The organism is Nocardia otitidiscaviarum NBRC 14405 (genome assembly GCF_000308635.1).
Lineage (GTDB): Bacteria > Actinomycetota > Actinomycetes > Mycobacteriales > Mycobacteriaceae > Nocardia > Nocardia otitidiscaviarum.
Genome location: NZ_BAGD01000115.1, coordinates 16,972 through 31,310 on the forward strand (window position 1 = coordinate 16,972; position 14,339 = coordinate 31,310).

A 14,339-nucleotide genomic window follows, 5' to 3' on the forward strand; every position below is an offset into this window, starting at 1 on the left:
GGGACATATCAGACCACAGGTTGCCCAGCCGTGCGCACTCACCCGCTTTCTTCGCAGGCCGGGACGGTCGAGGGTTGCCGATCCGTAGCCATTCGCCGAACCGGGAACGATCTCTAGCCTCGATAGCTCATGGCTATTCCGGCTTCATCGCCCTGTGGGTGGGGGGTGTGAAGTCAGGGTGATCCCGGATGTGGCGCGCGGGCGTCGCTCGCATACTCGAATAGTCGATATCGACTGATCCAGGAACGAGGTACCCGATGTCGGTCGGAACATCCGCCGAGCCCCGCACCGCGGCCGCGGCGCGGCCCGCCCGTGCGCTGCTGATCGCCTTCTGCTGCGCCGCCCTGCTCGCGCTGGTGGTGCCGCCGGTATTCCCGCCCTACCTGCCGACGGTGCATCGCCCGCTGTGGGTGGTGCTCGCCGTGCTGAGCGCGGGGCTGGCGCTGTGGCTCACCGTGCGGCCCGCGCCGCCGCGGCCGGTGACGCTCGCGCTCGGCTGGTCGCTGGTGGTTCTCGCGCTGGCGCAGGCATTCGCGGTGGGCGATCTGATCGCCATGTTCGGCACCTGGCTGGTGGTGCCCGCGCTGGCGCTGCTGGCGGGTCGGGTGCGCCCGCGCACCCGCAAGGCGCTGGTGGCCGCGCACGTGATCGCCGCGGCGTGCTGGGTCGGTGTCGCGGTGGCGATCTCGGCCATGGCCTTCGTCGCGCTGACGGCGGCCGATATCGAAACCAGCCGGGTGGCCTACGAATTGATGGCCGCCTTCGACATCACCCTGCTGCCCTGGTGCAATTTCGCCACCTTCCTCACCGGTCTCGCCCTGGGGATCACCACACCGTGGGGTTTGGTCCGGTACTACTGGCTGGCGGCCAAACTCGTGATCGCGGTCGCGATCCTGGTGATGGCGTTCGGATTCCTGCACAACGCCCTGGAGACCGCGGCGGCGCAGGCCGCGGTGCTGGCCGACATCGGCGGTACCCCGGCGGATCTCACCGCGGCGGCCGATGTGGCGCTGTGGGGGTTCGCCGCGTCGGCCGTGAGTCTGATCGGCGCGGTGCTGCTGTCGCTGTACAAGCCGGGCGGCACCACACGATGGGGTCGGAAGTCGGTGACGGGCAAACGAGTTGGGCAGCCTGCGCACGCGGCCGTGGTGACCGGGACCCGGATGGTCGCGGACGGCACCGTCGACCTCACGCTGCGCGCCGCGGATGACGATGGGCTGCCGCCCTGGGAGCCCGGCGCTCATATCGACGTGGTGCTGCCGTCGGGGCGGGTGCGGCAGTTCTCGCTGCACGGCGACCCCGCCGACGCCGGGTGCTATCGCATCGCGGTGCTGAAGGAACCGCGAGGCCGGGGCGGTTCGCTCGAGATCCACCAACTGCGTGTCGGCGACCGCGTCGGAATCCGTGGACCGCGCAACAACTTTCCGCTCGTCGACGCTGTGTCCTATCTGTTCGTCGCGGGTGGTATCGGGATCACCCCCTTCCTGCCCATGATCCGGCGCCTGCAGGCCCGGGGCGCGGACTGGCGACTGGTGTATCGCGGTCGTTCCCTGGCGACCATGGCGTTCGCGCAGGAGTTGCGGCACCGGTACCCGGAGCGGGTGACGCTACTGCCCGCCGACACCAGGGCTCGCCCGGATATCGCGGCACTGCTGCGGGAGGCCGCGCCCGGAGTCGCGGTGTACTGCTGCGGCCCCACCGAACTGCTCGACGCCGTCACCGCGACCATGGCGGTGGTCTGCCCGCACGGCTCACTCCACCTGGAGCGCTTCGCGGCCAGTGCGCGCGACGGCGTCGAGAACACGGCCTTCGACGCCGAACTGCGCCGCACGGGAGTGGTGGTGCGGGTGCCGGAGGATCGGACGCTGCTCTCGGTCCTGCGGGATGTCGATCCGGCGGTCGACCTGTCGTGTGAGGACGGCGTCTGTGGCAGCTGCGTCACCCGGGTGCTGGCCGGACGGCCGGACCATCGCGACGATGTGCTCGGCCCCGGCGAACGCCAGCGCACCGATATCATCTACCCCTGCGTATCGCGAGCGCACGGGCAGCGCATCGTGCTCGACATCTAGGACGGGCGAGAGGAGGTACCGGGTGGCGAACCGGGATCCGCTGCGCAACTGGCTCGCCCTGACCGTGCTCGCGTACCTCCTCGAAAGGCCCATGCATCCTTATGAATTGGGCAAACTGCTGAAGGATCGCAATGCCGCCCGCAGCATGGACTACAAGCACGCCTCGGTGTACATGGTCGTCGAACAGCTGGTTCGCGCCGGCTATGTCGAAGCCCAGCGCACCGAACGGCAGGGCCAGCGGCCCGAACGCACCGTCTACCGGCACACCGAGACCGGGCGGGTCGCGCTGCGGGAGCGGATGCGGGAGCTGGTGGCCGTGCCCGCCAAGGAGTATTCGCATTTCCAGGCGGCGCTCTCGCTGATCGTCGTGCTGCCGCCGGACGAACTCCCCGAGCTTCTCGACCGTCGCCGTCGCGCGTTGGCCGACGCGGCCGCCGAACTGCGAACCACCGTGCGGGCGGCCGAGGACGTCGATCCCATCTTCCTCATCGAATGCGACTACCGTCTGGAACTCATCGAGGCCGAACTCCGCTTCATCACCCGCTTCGACGAGCACCTGCGCCGCGACTCCCGTTCGCTGGGCGAGTTCTGGCACGATCTGCACGAACGCTGACGGTGTCGCGCGGGTTCAGGCGTTGCTGCCGACCCGATCTCGATCGGTCGGTTCCCGGTGTCCGCGCCCGGATTCCCACAGTGGGCCGAAGACGAACCACAGCCCGGCGACCACCCAGACGCGGCCGATCCACCACATCAGGGTCTGATCCTGCTCCGGCGAGGCGATGAACAGGACGAGGAGCCCCAGGGTCGCGGAGCTGATGGTCGCGGCGTTCACCACCCGCAGCCACTCCTGCCAGAGGTATCGGCGGCGGGCCGGGCCGGATTTCGGTGCCCGCACCGGTGGCGGGCCGCCCGCGAAGCGGTGGGCGAAGCGGGCGTCGGCCCAGCGCACCAGCGTCGGACCGAAGGCCACCGAGAAGCCGAGGTAGACACCGGCCAGCCCGTGGGTGGCATCGGCGACCGCGCCGCGGTGCAGATCGATGGCGGTGGCGACCACCAGCACCACATCCAGCAGCGGAATGCCCAGCAGCACAGCGGTACTCAGCCGCCGCAGGCGCGCGAGATAGCGCAGCGCCAAGCCCAGTCCGAGCAGCACCCACAGGCCCACCTCGCAGGCCAGGATGACTCCGGCGATGGGGTGTTCCCCCAGTAGTTCGAACATCGTGCGACCCCTCGTATTAGCTCAACTGTGCTAGAACAGGACTCCAATCTAGCACAGTTGAGCTAATATGGAATCCGTGCCGAAGACCATCGACCAGAACCAGCGCAGAGCCGAGGTGGCCGCCGCCGTCTGGCGGCTCATCGTGGACAGCGGCGTCAGTGCCGTATCCCTGCGCACGGTCGCCGCGGAGGCGGGCATCGTGCTCGGATCGCTGCGGCACAGCTTCCCCACCAAGGCCGATCTGCTCGCCTACTCGATGGAGTTGGTCCACACCAACGCCGAGCGGCGGGTGCGCGCCCACGCGGGCGTGACCGACCCCGTGGACATGGTCACCGCCATGCTGCTCGAACTGCTGCCCGCCGACGACACACGCCGCACCGAGATGCGCGTCAATGTCGCGCTCATCGCCGAATCCCCGGCCCATCCGCGTCTCGCCGAACTCGCCGAGCGATCCCAGCGCGCCATCGCCACCCTCTGCCGCCAGCTGTGCCACCACCTCGCCGAGACCGGCCACCTGCACGCCACCCGCGACCCCGACACCGAGGCCGCCCGCATGCACGCGTACATCGACGGCATCGCCCTGCACGAACTCGTCACCCCCACCGACGCCGCACGCATCGAAGCCACCCTGCGCGCCTATCTGAAAGACCTTGCGGGACCGAGGCGTTGACGCTCGGAGCCGCCGACGTGCGGAGCCGCTGGTGCCCGAACCAGCGACTCCGCGATGAGTCGGCGACTCCGCGGTGTCGCGAGAGGGCGGACCGCCGACGCCTCCGTGCCGTCGACATCCGGGTGATACGGACGGGCACGGACGGATGTCGACGGACAGCGGCGCTCAGCGTGGCGCGGTGGACACCTCCGCCGCGGTGTCGCGGCGACCGAGTACGAGCACGCTCGCGGCGATGCCGACGAGCAGCGCGCCGCACCACAGCGCCGCCACCGGTCGCCGCGTGGCGTCCACGAGCACTCCGGCGGCCACCGGACCGAGTACCGCACCGAGATTGAAGGCGGTGGTCGCCAGCGCACCCGCGATACGGGGCGCGGCCGGTGCGGCCGTCCCCACGATCGTGGCGATCAGCGTCGATCCGACGCCGAAGGCGAGCGCGCCCGCCACCGCCGCCATGACCGTCAGCCCGATGAGTGTATGCGCGGTCAGAGCGGTGACCGCCCAGACGGCGATGAGCGCGCCGGTGCCGCCGGTGACGATCCGGTCGCGGTACCGGTCGCTGTACCGCCCCGCGACCGTCACCCCGGCGAAGGAGCCGACGCCGAACAACGCCAGCACCACCGGCACCCAGTACGGATCCACACCGACATCGGCGGTGATGGTGCCGAGGTAGGTGAAGGCGGCGAAGGTCGCGGCATTGACCAGGATCGCGATCAGCCCGGCACGGACCACCCGGCGGTCGGCGACCACCGCCCACTCGCGTCGCACCGCCGTTCGCGGTGCGGCCGATTCGTCGCCGCCACGCGGAACGAGCGCCCACACCGGCACCAGCAGCAGCGCGCTGACGGCCGCGACGGCCCAGAAGGCGGACCGCCATCCCCACAGCTGTCCGAGCAGCGTCCCCGCGGGCACCCCGACAATGCAGGCCACCGTCACCCCTGAGACCACGACCGCGGTCGCACGACCCACCAGCGCCGGACCGACCCAGCGTGGCAGCGCGGCCAGCACGATCGCCAGGAATCCGGCGTTCGCGATCGCGGCGAACACCCGTGTCGCCAGCAGTACTCCGAAATCCGTTGTCGTAGCGCCGACCACGTGGACGGCGCCGAACAGGCCGAGGAATGCGGTGACCGCGATCCCGACCGGCAGGCGGCTCGCCACCATGGCCATGGTGGGCGCACCGAGCACCATTCCCGCGGCGAACAGCGAGGTGAGCAACCCGGCGGCGCCGAGTGAGACCCCGAGATCCGGCGCGATGCGGGGCAGCAGCCCCGACAGCATGAACTCCGACGTTCCCTGCGCGAAAACCGCGGCGGCGAGAACGTACACCACGAAGGGCATGAGAGCAGACTCCCCGTATTCGAGGCGCGGTCGCGTGGACGGCGCCTGAGATGGTTGTGGAACAACACATCCGGCGTCGCGACGCAACTCTGACCACCGGTCGCTCACGGACCGGCGGACCTGCACTCGCCACGCCGACCGACCCGTGGGCCGGTCGGCTATCGTCTGGACGCCTCCGGGGAACTCACGTCGCACACCGTAACAACGCGAGTGCTGTGCACCAACCGATTTGCGCTCCGCGGCCCCGGAGAGGATCCGGGGCGCGGTCGATGCCACCCGGTCCGGCGGCTAGCGGGTGTCGCTACCGCGTCCGTGCTGTGCGGAACGAGACACCGGTCGCGGTAATGGTTTCGGGTCAGGGCTCGGTGGAGTCGGCGGTGTCGCCGAATTCCTCCAGCGTGGCCAGTTGGAGGTGGATGTAGGCCGCGATGCGGTGCCGAGCGGAGGCGGGCAGGCGCTGTGCGTCCGCCGCGGTGAAGACCAGGTGGGCGAAACGGTCGGCGTCCAGATCGCCCGGATCGGGGGTGCCGGGGACGACGCCCAGGTGGGGGCGGGTGGTGGACGTGCTGGAATCCGGTTCGTCGGGATTCGCCGCGGCCAGAGCGGTGCGCACCATGGTCCGACACTAACCCTGGAGAGGGGCGCGGGCCATGGGGGAGAGAACGGTTGGCGCGGGTGCGCCACGGCCGGTGGCGGACGACACATCGGTGCCCGGTTACCCGACAGGCAACATTCGTGGCGACGGGTGCGATAGAGCTGAAGAGACGGTCGGCACCCCGGTCGACTCGCCGGTCGGGGCGGACGTCGGCGTTCATCCCGGCGCGTCCCCCTGCCAGAGGAGCACCCATGGATTCGAAGGTCTGGACCAGCTGGACAGCGATCGCCGCACTGTCGGTCGCCGTACCCTATTCGATCGCGAACGCGGTGGTGGACGGCTGGTTGCGACATCCGGACCCCGGCACGCTCCAGGTGCTCACCGCCCCGCTGCACGGCGTGGCCGCTGTCGCGCTCTGCCCGCCGTGGTGGCTGGGGGTGGGCTGCGTGCTCGCCGCACGGACCGTGCCCGCCCGGCTGTTGTGGAGCGCGGCCGCTCCCGTCGGCGCACTGCTGTCCGCCGGTATTGCGGTGTGGTTCAAGCAGATCGGCCTCTCCGGCGCCTTCGCGTGGCTGGTCGGGGCACTGATTGCACTGTGCTGCTTGGTATTTCAGTTCAGCACGCTGCGGTACCCGTATACCATGCCGTCCGCCGGGGCGGCGGAGCCACTGTCCAGCAAGCCCATTGTGGTGGAGCGCTGTGTCACCCCACCACTCCCGCAGCGGTTCTGCGACGCCTCGCCGTTCATCGACCGGCGTACGCATCGGCCCACCTACCGCCCACTGGCCACCCGCGGCCCCTATCGCGCACTGTCGTAACCAGGGGGTGGCACCGGGCGACCGGGTGGCGGATCGTAGAGGTATGGCCCGCTTCGGGGCAGGAAAGACGAGGGAGATGAACGACAATGGGGTTGTTCGACATAGCTCCGGACGCGACACCCGACGACGATGCCGTCGAGCGCGCCCATGATCCGCGGCGATGGACGGTACCGCAGCAGGCGAACCGCCCGGAGGTCGCCGATGCGGCGGTATTCACCGTCGCCGAGGGCGGTATCGCGGCGCGCGGCGCGCCGGAGGACGCCGATATCGAGGCGGCGCCCGGCATTCTCGCCCAGGGGGTGTACGCGGGAACCGGTCCCGAGCAGCATCTGCTGGAGGGGCCGCGCTGGACGGTCCTCGGCGTCGACCCTCCGGTAGCGGGCGGTCGGCGCTACCTCGACCTGTATTCCGGCGTCCTGCACCACACTGAAACTGCGGGGGGACAAGACTTTCGCAGTCTCCGCTTCGCGTGTGCCGATCGGCCCGGTCTGCACGTGCTGCGCGTCGAGGCGGACGCCGGGCGGCTGGACCCCGGCCCGCCGTTGCATCCACCGCCGCCGGAGTCCGGGGTGCGGCATACCGAACTCGCCGCTGTATCACCCCATCCTGGTGCCGAAACGCGCTGTCTGCGAGTCGAATCCGATGACACCGGCGGTGGTATCGCCGCGGCGGCCTCCCAGCGGCTCACCGCGGCCGACGGCACCGCGCGCCTGGACCGCATCACCGCCTGCGCCACCGATGCCGACGGTGGCGGCGCGAGCCGCGCCCTGCGCGAGCTGCGCCACGCCTGGGAGGCGGGGGTGGACGAGCTGCTCACGCAGCACCGCCGGGTGTGGGCGCGGCGCTGGTCCGCCGTCGGCATCGAACTGCCCGACGATCCGGAAGTCGAACTGGGCGTGCGCTTCGCGCTCTTCCAACTCTGGAACAACGCGGGCGCGCACGGCGAATCCGCGGTGGGCGCGCGCGGCATCTCCGGTTCCGGTTATCGCGGCCACGTGTTCTGGGACGCCGACGCCTTCGTGCTGCCCGCCATGGCGAGTATCGATCCCGCCGCCGCCGAGGCCATGATCGCCTACCGGCTGCGGCGGCTGCCGGGCGCGCGTGCCCGCGCCCGCGCCGACGGCCGCGTCGGTGCGCGCTTCCCCTGGGAGTCGGCCGCCGACGGCTTCGACGTCACCCCGCGCAGCGGATTCCTCGGCGGCACCGAGGTTCCCATTCTCACCGGCGACCTCGAGGAGCACATCACCGCCGACGTGGCCTGGGCGGTGGATCATTTCGCCGAATGGTGCGGGCGTCCCGATTTCGCGCACACCACCGCGCGTGAGTTGCTCACCGAGACCGCCGCCTACTGGGCCGCGCGGGTGCGGGTGGACGCGGACGGTCGCGGCCACATCGACCGCGTGATCGGCCCGGACGAGTACCACGAAACGGTCGACGACAACGCCTACACCAATGTCATGGCTCGCTGGAATCTGCGTCGCGCCGCCCGCCTCCATCCCCGCAACACCGAGGAGGCAGCGGAATTCGCGCGCTGGCGGGAGTTGGCCGAGCACATCGTGGACCAGGCGCACCCGGACGGCCGCTACGAGCAGTTCGCCGGATACTTCGAGCTGGAACCGCTCACCATGGCCGACGTCGGCGCCCGGCCGCCGGTGGCGGTGGACGTCCTGTTCGGGCAGCGTCGGGTGACGGGCTCGCAGTTGATCAAACAGCCCGACGTGCTGATGCTGCACCACCTGGTGCCCGAGGAGACCGTGCCCGGTTCGCTGCCGGTCAACCTCGACTTCTACGGTCCGCGTACCGCGCACGGCTCCTCGCTGTCACCCGCCGCCATGGCCGCGCTGCTGGCACGCGCCGGACGTGCCGACGCCGCGCTGGAGATGCTGCGTGCGGCGCTGCGGCTCGATCTCGACGATCGCACCGGCAGCACCGCGGTGGGCCTGCACATGGCCACCGTGGCCGGAGTCTGGCAGGCGATACTGACCGGCTTCGCCGGGGTCCGGGTGCGTGACGGCGTGCTGCGGGTGCGGCCGGTGCTGCCGGACCGCTGGCCGCGGCTGCGGCTGGCCTTCCACTGCCTGGGCCGCCGCATCCGGCTCGACATCACCCACACCGGGGTCGGCGTGCACAGCGACGGCCCGGTGACCGTGGCGGTCGGCGACCGCGCCGCACACCCCGTCGTCGGCGCGGCCTGGTGGCCCACCGATGAGGAGACCCCATGACCGATATCCTGGTCCGGCCCGCGCCCACCACCGAGGTGATCGCGGCCGACCTGGCCCGATCCCTGCGACTGGGCACCCGGTACACGCCGAAGGACGCCTCGGACGCCGAATTCCTCGACGCCCTGGACGATCCCGACGTGCTGATGGGCGTCGTCGGATTCGACGACGACGTCTGGTGGCTGCTCCAACACGCGCGCGATCCCCTGGTTCTGGTCCCCGCCGTGGTGACACCGCGGCCCGGCGGCACGCCCGGGTCCATCGAACGTGTGCTGCTGCCGCTCGACGGCACCGAGGAGGCGGCGCGGGCGGTCGCCGAGACCGCCGGGCTGTTCCACACCGCCGGAATCGAACTCGTCCTGCTGCACGTGTTCGACGAACGCACCGTTCCGGCGTGCTGGGATCAATCCGCGCACGCCCGCGAGGCATGGGAGACGGAATTCCGGGCGCGGTTCTGCGGCCCCCTGGTGCCGCACCCGCACCCCGAGATCACCCTGTGCAGCGGTGAACCCGGCGAACATGTGGTCGAGGTGGCGGCGCGGGTGGCCGATCTGGTCGTCCTGGGCTGGTCGCGGCGTCTGGCTCCCGATCACGCCCGCACCGTGCGCGCGGCGGTCGACGCGGCGTCGGTCCCGGTGATGGTGATCCCCGTGCGGGCCCGATTGTGCTCGGTCATAAGCGATTCGGCCGCGACTGGTGAATAGACCGGGAACCGGTGCATTCCAGTCCCCGCAGCCGCGCGGATCGGTAGAACGGAGCGATCCCGACCGGATTGGTGTGCGCGGGCCCGGCAAGGAGTGGCGCTGCGGTGGTGACCGATGTCTTCGATGCGGCCGCTGAGATAGCGATTCCGAGGCATGCGCTGTGGGCGCTGCTGCTCGAACCCGAGACCTATCCACGCGTCTACCCCGGGATCGGGGCGTGCGAACAGGTGGGCGTGGTCGAGGGAAATCCGCTGGTGCTCTTCCGCATCGGCACCCCGGACACCGGTATCGCCATCCTCGAGGTGCGGGTGCGGGCGGGCCGCGCGGGCGAGAGCCTGGAATTGCAGTGTCCGGCCCGCGGCAGCTTCGTGACCGTGCGGATGGTCGGCGACGACGTACGCACGCGAGTGACGGTGACCTGCTTCGCCGTCGGGCGGCTGCATCCCCGGCTGGCGGAGTTGCCGAAATCCGTGGTGGTGCGCTGGATTCGAACCGGACTGGAGCGTGCCGCCGATATCGTGCGGGGGAAGGCGACCTCGGTCGCGGTCAATGGTGAGGACTCGCGGGTACGGCGGGCGGTCGGGGTGGCCCGGCAGGTGCTCGGAACCGGCGTGGTCGGCCCGAGCCGTCCCGACGTGGTGGTCCGGCAACTGCGTGGACTCGCGCGCTGGGGCTTCAATCTCGCGGGCGCCTACGCCGCCGGAGCCGCCCGCGCGCCGCACCGCGTCGCCGTGGTGGACGGGCACGGCAGCCGCACCTACGCCGAGATCGACCGGCGCAGTGACGCATTGGCCCACGCCATGGGCGCGCTCGGGCTGCGCTTCGGCGACGCGCTCGGCCTGCTCGCGCGCAATCACGCGGGGATGGTCGAAACCATGGTCGCCGCCGGGAAACTCGGCGTGGACACGGTGCTGCTCAATGCCGGACTGTCGGCGCGGCGGATCGAGGAGATCGTGCAGCGCGACCGGCTCTCGGCCCTGTTCGTCGACGGTGAGCTGGAATCGCTGGTCGGGTACCTGCACGAGGGCATCCCCCGGGTGACGACGGACGGCGACCGGCCGACGGCCGGACGGCTCACCATCGATGATCTGATCCAATTGGGGGCGAAGGGGTTTCGCAAACCGCCGCAGCCCGGCCGACTGGTGGTGCTCACCTCCGGCACCACCGGCGCGCCCAAGGGCGCGCGGCGACCGAACGCGCGGGGTTTCGGCGCGCTCGCCGCCCTGCTCTCGCGCATTCCGCTGCGCATGAACGACACCATGCTCATACCGGCTCCGCTGTTCCACACCTGGGGGCTGTCCGGACTGCAACTCGGCGCGGCGCTGCGGGCCACCGTGGTGCTGCCCGCGCGGTTCGACGCGGAGGACACCCTGCGCCTCGTCGCCGAGCACCGGGTCACCACCCTGCTGGTGGTGCCGACCATGGCGCAGCGGCTGCTCGACCTGCCGACCGCGGTGCGGGCGCGCTACGACACCTCCAGCCTGCGCGTCGTGGCCAGTTGCGGTGCGCCGCTGGCGGGTTCGACGGTGCTGCGCTTCCTGGACACCTTCGGCGACATCCTCTACAACATCTACGGTTCGACCGAGGTGTCGTGGGCGACCATCGCCACGCCGGAGGATCTGCGCATCTCTCCCATGACGGCGGGGCGACCGCCGCTGGGCACGAAGATCGCGGTACTGGGTGACGATCGGCGGCCGGTGCCGGTGGGCGTCACCGGCCGCATCTTCGTCGGCAACCAGATGCTGTTCGACGGCTATGTCAATGCCGTGCCACCCGAGGAGAACGACGGACTGCTGGATACGGGCGATCTCGGCTATCTGGATGTGAGCGGGCGGCTGTTCATCGCGGGCCGGGAGGACGAGATGATCATCTCCGGCGGGGAGAACGTCTTCCCGCGTCCGGTGGAGGAGGCGCTCGCCCAGCTGCCCCAGGTCAACGAGGTCGCGGTGGTGGGTGTGCCCGATCCGGACTTCGGACAGCGCCTGGCGGCGTTCGTGGTGCGCAATGCCGGGGCCGGGCTGGACTCGGAGATGGTGCGCCGCTACCTGCGCCACCGCCTCGGCCGCGTCTCGGTACCGCGCGATGTGGCCTTCCTCGACGGACTGCCGCGCGGGGAGACGGGCAAGGTGCTCAAACGTCTGCTGATCACACCGGAGGAGGGTGACGTCGCGGCGGCATCCGGCGAGGCGATCCGGCTCGGAGAATGACGTGCGGCGGCCGGGCAGCACCCACACGGCGCTGGGTTATCGCGATGCCGACGTGCTCAGACGCTCACCCGCCGAACCGGCGCTGGCGAGTCACGGCGTCGAGCGTGGGCAGTCCCGGCATCCGAGAGGGGGTGTCGTGTGGGCCTAGGACGGCGCGGCCACCAGGCGGGCCACGGCCTCGTGCACCGGGGTCTGTCCGCCGGTGAGTTCGACGAGCATCCGGTCGAGGCGTGGTTCGTGCAGGGCGGCGGCGAGGAAGGCGGCCACGTCGTCGCGACGCACGCTGCCGTACTCGATGGCGAGCCCGGCGTTGACCCGGCCGGTGCCGGGATAGTCGATGAGTGTGCCCGGGCGGACGATGAGCCAGTTCAGGTCGGTGCGGGTCAGATAGGCGTCGGCGATCTTCTTGACCCGCATGTAGTGCTCGAAACCCTCGGTGGTTTCCCGATTTCGCCCCGCCTCCGGGAATACCGAGACCAGCACGAATCGCGACACCCCGGCCAGCGCCGCGGCATCGGCGGCCTTCTCCAGGCCCTTGCCGTCGATAGCGGTGGTCTGATCCATGCCGGTGCCGTGCGCCCCCGCCGAGAACACCACGGCATCGTGCCCTGCCAGCTTCTTCGCCAATTCGTCGACGGAATCGTGGATGAGATCCCCCGGTACCGGCACGGCGCCGGATTCCCGCACGGTCTCGACCTGTTCGGGATTGCGATACATGCCGCTGACCTCGTCGCCGCGGTCGGTCAGCAGCCGCCCGAGCCGCCGTCCGACACCCCCGGCCGCACCGATCTGGAAAACCTTCATATCCCGATCATGCCTGTGGTCGTGCGGCGGAGACCAGTCGGCCACGCGCCTACGACGCATCCTGCTCGGGCGCCGGCTGTTCGGTGGCCTCGATGAGGGCGCGCAGGGTGGCGAGTTCGGCATCCAGGGCGTCGCGGCCCGCGGCGGTGATGGCGAGCCAGGTCTTGGGTCGGCCGCGGCCGGTGACCCGGTTGCCCGTGATCAGCCCGGCCTGCTCGAGCACCTTCAGATGCCGATTCAGATTGCCGTCGGTGAGGCGCAGATTGTCCCGCAGCACACCGAATTCCATGGAGACACCGGAGCGCAACAGGGCCAGGATGCCGAGCCGGGTGCGCTGGTGCACCACATCGTCGAGGTCGAGCGAGGGGTGCGGGTCGCTCATGCGGCGGTACCGGCATCGGTGCGGACCAGTTCCACCATGGCCGCCAGCACGGCGGTGACACCGACCACCAGGGCGAGCAGCGCGTAGCCGTGTTCGGGTTCGGTGATGCCGACGACGACCGCGACCGCGATGCTGGCCAGGGCGACCGCGGCCGTGGTGAGCGACCGCAGTGCCGCCGCGAAGACGGCGAGTCCGATGCCGACGGCCAGCCAGGGGGCCACCAGCGCCCACTCACCCCGGTAGAACCAGCCGAGCATTTGCGTGGATACCAGCAGACCCAGTGCGGCCAGTATGACGATGCCGCCCCGCAGATCCGGGAGCTGCACTCGGCGGGTGGAGAAGTACCACCCGCAGGCGAGCGCGGCGGCGAGGGAGACGACGACCCAGTACCAGCCCATGGCGTTCGTACCCTCGAACAGGATGGCGGCCGGTACCGACGCGAGGGTGGTGACGGCGATGCACAGCATGGGGAACCACATGGGGGCGGCCAGCTTCCAGCCGCGTCGGGTGAGGTGTTCCATATCGTCCACCAGTTGCCGGGCCTGCTCGGAACCGGGATTACTTTGTGATGCAGAGTTCATGTATTCACTTTGCGCCGCAAAGTTACGTCGGTCAAGGCGTGGCGAGGCCCCTTGACGCGGCGGCGTCCGGAAAACTGAGCAGCATCCGGCCTCCAGTCCGGACGGATGGAACAAGTGCAGGTCAGCGCGATTTCGCTGGCTCCCGCGCAGTGACGGAACGCGAGTTGTCGCCCGCCGTCGCACCGATGACGCTGGAGGTATGGACTTCGAGCGATACGCCCACTTCCTCCCCGCCGACTACCGCCGCGAACCCCTGCCGCCGCCGACCTCCACCTGGTGGTCCTGGCGCGGTCGCCGCGTGCACATCGCCCGGGCGGACGCGCCCGAATCGCCCGCGCGCGCCCTGGTGATCCACGGCGCGGGCGGCTACTCGGCCGCGCTGTGGCCGCTGACGGCGCTGGCCGCACGGGCCGGGATCGAGGTGCTGTCCCCGGATCTGCCGCTCTACGGCGACACCGTCGAACCCGATCCGGCCGGGGTGCGCTACGGCGACTGGGTGGAATTGCTGTGTGATCTCGTCGTCGCCGAACGGGATCGCGACGAGCGCCCGCTGCTGCTGTTCGGCGCGAGTATGGGCGGCATGCTGGCCTACGAGGTCGCGGCGCGCACCGGGGGGATCGCCCATGTGGTCGCCACCTGTCTGCTCGACCCCGCCGATCCGGCGGCGCGGCGGGCGGCCGCGCGCATCGATGCCACGGCCGCGCTCGCGCCGGTGCTGCGAGCGCTCGACCCG

14 protein-coding genes are annotated in these 14,339 nt (G+C 70.6%); 8 read left to right on the top strand and 6 right to left on the bottom strand.

The genetic code is table 11. The features are described from left to right. Positions 1-257 precede the first annotated feature (257 nt). Positions 258-2,069, top strand: coding sequence for a PDR/VanB family oxidoreductase (locus ON31_RS38210; RefSeq protein WP_255222261.1), 1,812 nt, complete (start codon positions 258-260; stop codon positions 2,067-2,069). Positions 2,070-2,091: 22 nt separating this feature from the next. Next, positions 2,092-2,682, top strand: a complete 591-nt coding sequence (locus ON31_RS26085) for a PadR family transcriptional regulator (RefSeq protein ID WP_039817422.1) — start codon at positions 2,092-2,094, stop codon at positions 2,680-2,682. A gap of 15 nt (positions 2,683-2,697) precedes the next feature. Here ON31_RS26085 and ON31_RS26090 read toward each other — a convergent pair whose 3' ends face one another. Next, complete coding sequence (locus ON31_RS26090; RefSeq protein ID WP_029932132.1) at positions 2,698-3,288, bottom strand: hypothetical protein; 591 nt, start codon at positions 3,286-3,288, stop codon at positions 2,698-2,700. 76 nt (positions 3,289-3,364) lie between these two features. On the opposite strand from ON31_RS26090, the gene ON31_RS26095 reads away from it, so the two are divergent. After that, the gene (locus ON31_RS26095) at positions 3,365-3,958 is read left to right on the top strand and encodes a TetR/AcrR family transcriptional regulator (protein WP_039817439.1); all 594 of its coding nucleotides are present in this window, start codon (positions 3,365-3,367) and stop codon (positions 3,956-3,958) included. A gap of 165 nt (positions 3,959-4,123) precedes the next feature. On the opposite strand, the gene ON31_RS26100 is transcribed toward ON31_RS26095, so the two are convergent. Together ON31_RS26100 and ON31_RS26105 are read right to left on the bottom strand one after the other, a co-directional pair. After that, positions 4,124-5,296, bottom strand: a complete 1,173-nt coding sequence (locus ON31_RS26100) for a Cmx/CmrA family chloramphenicol efflux MFS transporter (protein ID WP_039817424.1) — start codon at positions 5,294-5,296, stop codon at positions 4,124-4,126. A gap of 355 nt (positions 5,297-5,651) precedes the next feature. After that, positions 5,652-5,912, bottom strand: a complete 261-nt coding sequence (locus ON31_RS26105) for a hypothetical protein (protein ID WP_039817425.1) — start codon at positions 5,910-5,912, stop codon at positions 5,652-5,654. 230 nt (positions 5,913-6,142) lie between these two features. On the opposite strand from ON31_RS26105, the gene ON31_RS26110 reads away from it, so the two are divergent. The 4 genes from ON31_RS26110 to ON31_RS26125 all read left to right on the top strand — a co-directional run bounded on the left by ON31_RS26110 (position 6,143) and on the right by ON31_RS26125 (position 11,839). Further along, positions 6,143-6,709, top strand: a complete 567-nt coding sequence (locus ON31_RS26110; protein WP_039817426.1) for a hypothetical protein — start codon at positions 6,143-6,145, stop codon at positions 6,707-6,709. Between the two features lie 86 nt (positions 6,710-6,795). Next, positions 6,796-8,931, top strand: a complete 2,136-nt coding sequence (locus ON31_RS34905) for a glycosyl hydrolase family 65 domain-containing protein (protein WP_051037761.1) — start codon at positions 6,796-6,798, stop codon at positions 8,929-8,931. Continuing rightward, positions 8,928-9,632: a universal stress protein gene (locus tag ON31_RS26120; RefSeq protein ID WP_039817428.1), complete on the top strand. Its 705-nt coding sequence runs from the start codon at positions 8,928-8,930 to the stop codon at positions 9,630-9,632. The genes ON31_RS34905 and ON31_RS26120 overlap by 4 nt, the downstream gene beginning before the upstream one ends. 104 nt (positions 9,633-9,736) lie before the next feature. After that, on the top strand, positions 9,737-11,839 hold the full coding sequence (locus tag ON31_RS26125) for an AMP-binding protein (RefSeq protein WP_039817429.1): 2,103 nt from the start codon (positions 9,737-9,739) through the stop codon (positions 11,837-11,839). A gap of 144 nt (positions 11,840-11,983) precedes the next feature. On the opposite strand, the gene ON31_RS26130 is transcribed toward ON31_RS26125, so the two are convergent. The 3 genes from ON31_RS26130 to ON31_RS26140 are packed head-to-tail and all read right to left on the bottom strand — an operon-like array spanning position 11,984 to position 13,606. Beyond that, positions 11,984-12,643: an NAD(P)H-binding protein gene (locus ON31_RS26130; RefSeq protein ID WP_039817430.1), complete on the bottom strand. Its 660-nt coding sequence runs from the start codon at positions 12,641-12,643 to the stop codon at positions 11,984-11,986. Between the two features lie 49 nt (positions 12,644-12,692). After that, on the bottom strand, positions 12,693-13,025 hold the full coding sequence (locus tag ON31_RS26135; protein ID WP_039817432.1) for a transcriptional regulator: 333 nt from the start codon (positions 13,023-13,025) through the stop codon (positions 12,693-12,695). After that, positions 13,022-13,606 carry a hypothetical protein gene (locus ON31_RS26140; protein WP_147287224.1) on the bottom strand — a complete coding sequence of 195 codons (585 nt, stop codon included), beginning with the start codon at positions 13,604-13,606 and terminating at the stop codon, positions 13,022-13,024. Before ON31_RS26140 ends, ON31_RS26135 begins: the two co-directional genes overlap by 4 nt. A 199-nt stretch (positions 13,607-13,805) precedes the next feature. Between ON31_RS26140 and ON31_RS26145 the strand changes: the two genes are divergently transcribed. Continuing rightward, positions 13,806-14,339, top strand: a 534-nt coding sequence (locus ON31_RS26145) for an alpha/beta hydrolase (RefSeq protein ID WP_039817434.1), incomplete at its 3' end; no start/stop codon positions are given.

Bases quoted from the DNA above. Each gene is read 5' to 3' on its own strand.
- ON31_RS26140 (WP_147287224.1), bottom strand. From the start codon at position 13,606: ATGAACTCTGCATCACAAAGTAATCCCGGTTCCGAGCAGGCCCGGCAA.
- ON31_RS26105 (WP_039817425.1), bottom strand. From the start codon at position 5,912: ATGGTGCGCACCGCTCTGGCCGCGGCGAATCCCGACGAACCGGATTCC.
- ON31_RS38210 (WP_255222261.1), top strand. From the start codon at position 258: ATGTCGGTCGGAACATCCGCCGAGCCCCGCACCGCGGCCGCGGCGCGG.
- ON31_RS26135 (WP_039817432.1), bottom strand. From the start codon at position 13,025: ATGAGCGACCCGCACCCCTCGCTCGACCTCGACGATGTGGTGCACCAG.
- ON31_RS26090 (WP_029932132.1), bottom strand. From the start codon at position 3,288: ATGTTCGAACTACTGGGGGAACACCCCATCGCCGGAGTCATCCTGGCC.
- ON31_RS34905 (WP_051037761.1), top strand. From the start codon at position 6,796: ATGGGGTTGTTCGACATAGCTCCGGACGCGACACCCGACGACGATGCC.
- ON31_RS26120 (WP_039817428.1), top strand. From the start codon at position 8,928: ATGACCGATATCCTGGTCCGGCCCGCGCCCACCACCGAGGTGATCGCG.
- ON31_RS26130 (WP_039817430.1), bottom strand. From the start codon at position 12,643: ATGAAGGTTTTCCAGATCGGTGCGGCCGGGGGTGTCGGACGGCGGCTC.
- ON31_RS26110 (WP_039817426.1), top strand. From the start codon at position 6,143: ATGGATTCGAAGGTCTGGACCAGCTGGACAGCGATCGCCGCACTGTCG.
- ON31_RS26100 (WP_039817424.1), bottom strand. From the start codon at position 5,296: ATGCCCTTCGTGGTGTACGTTCTCGCCGCCGCGGTTTTCGCGCAGGGA.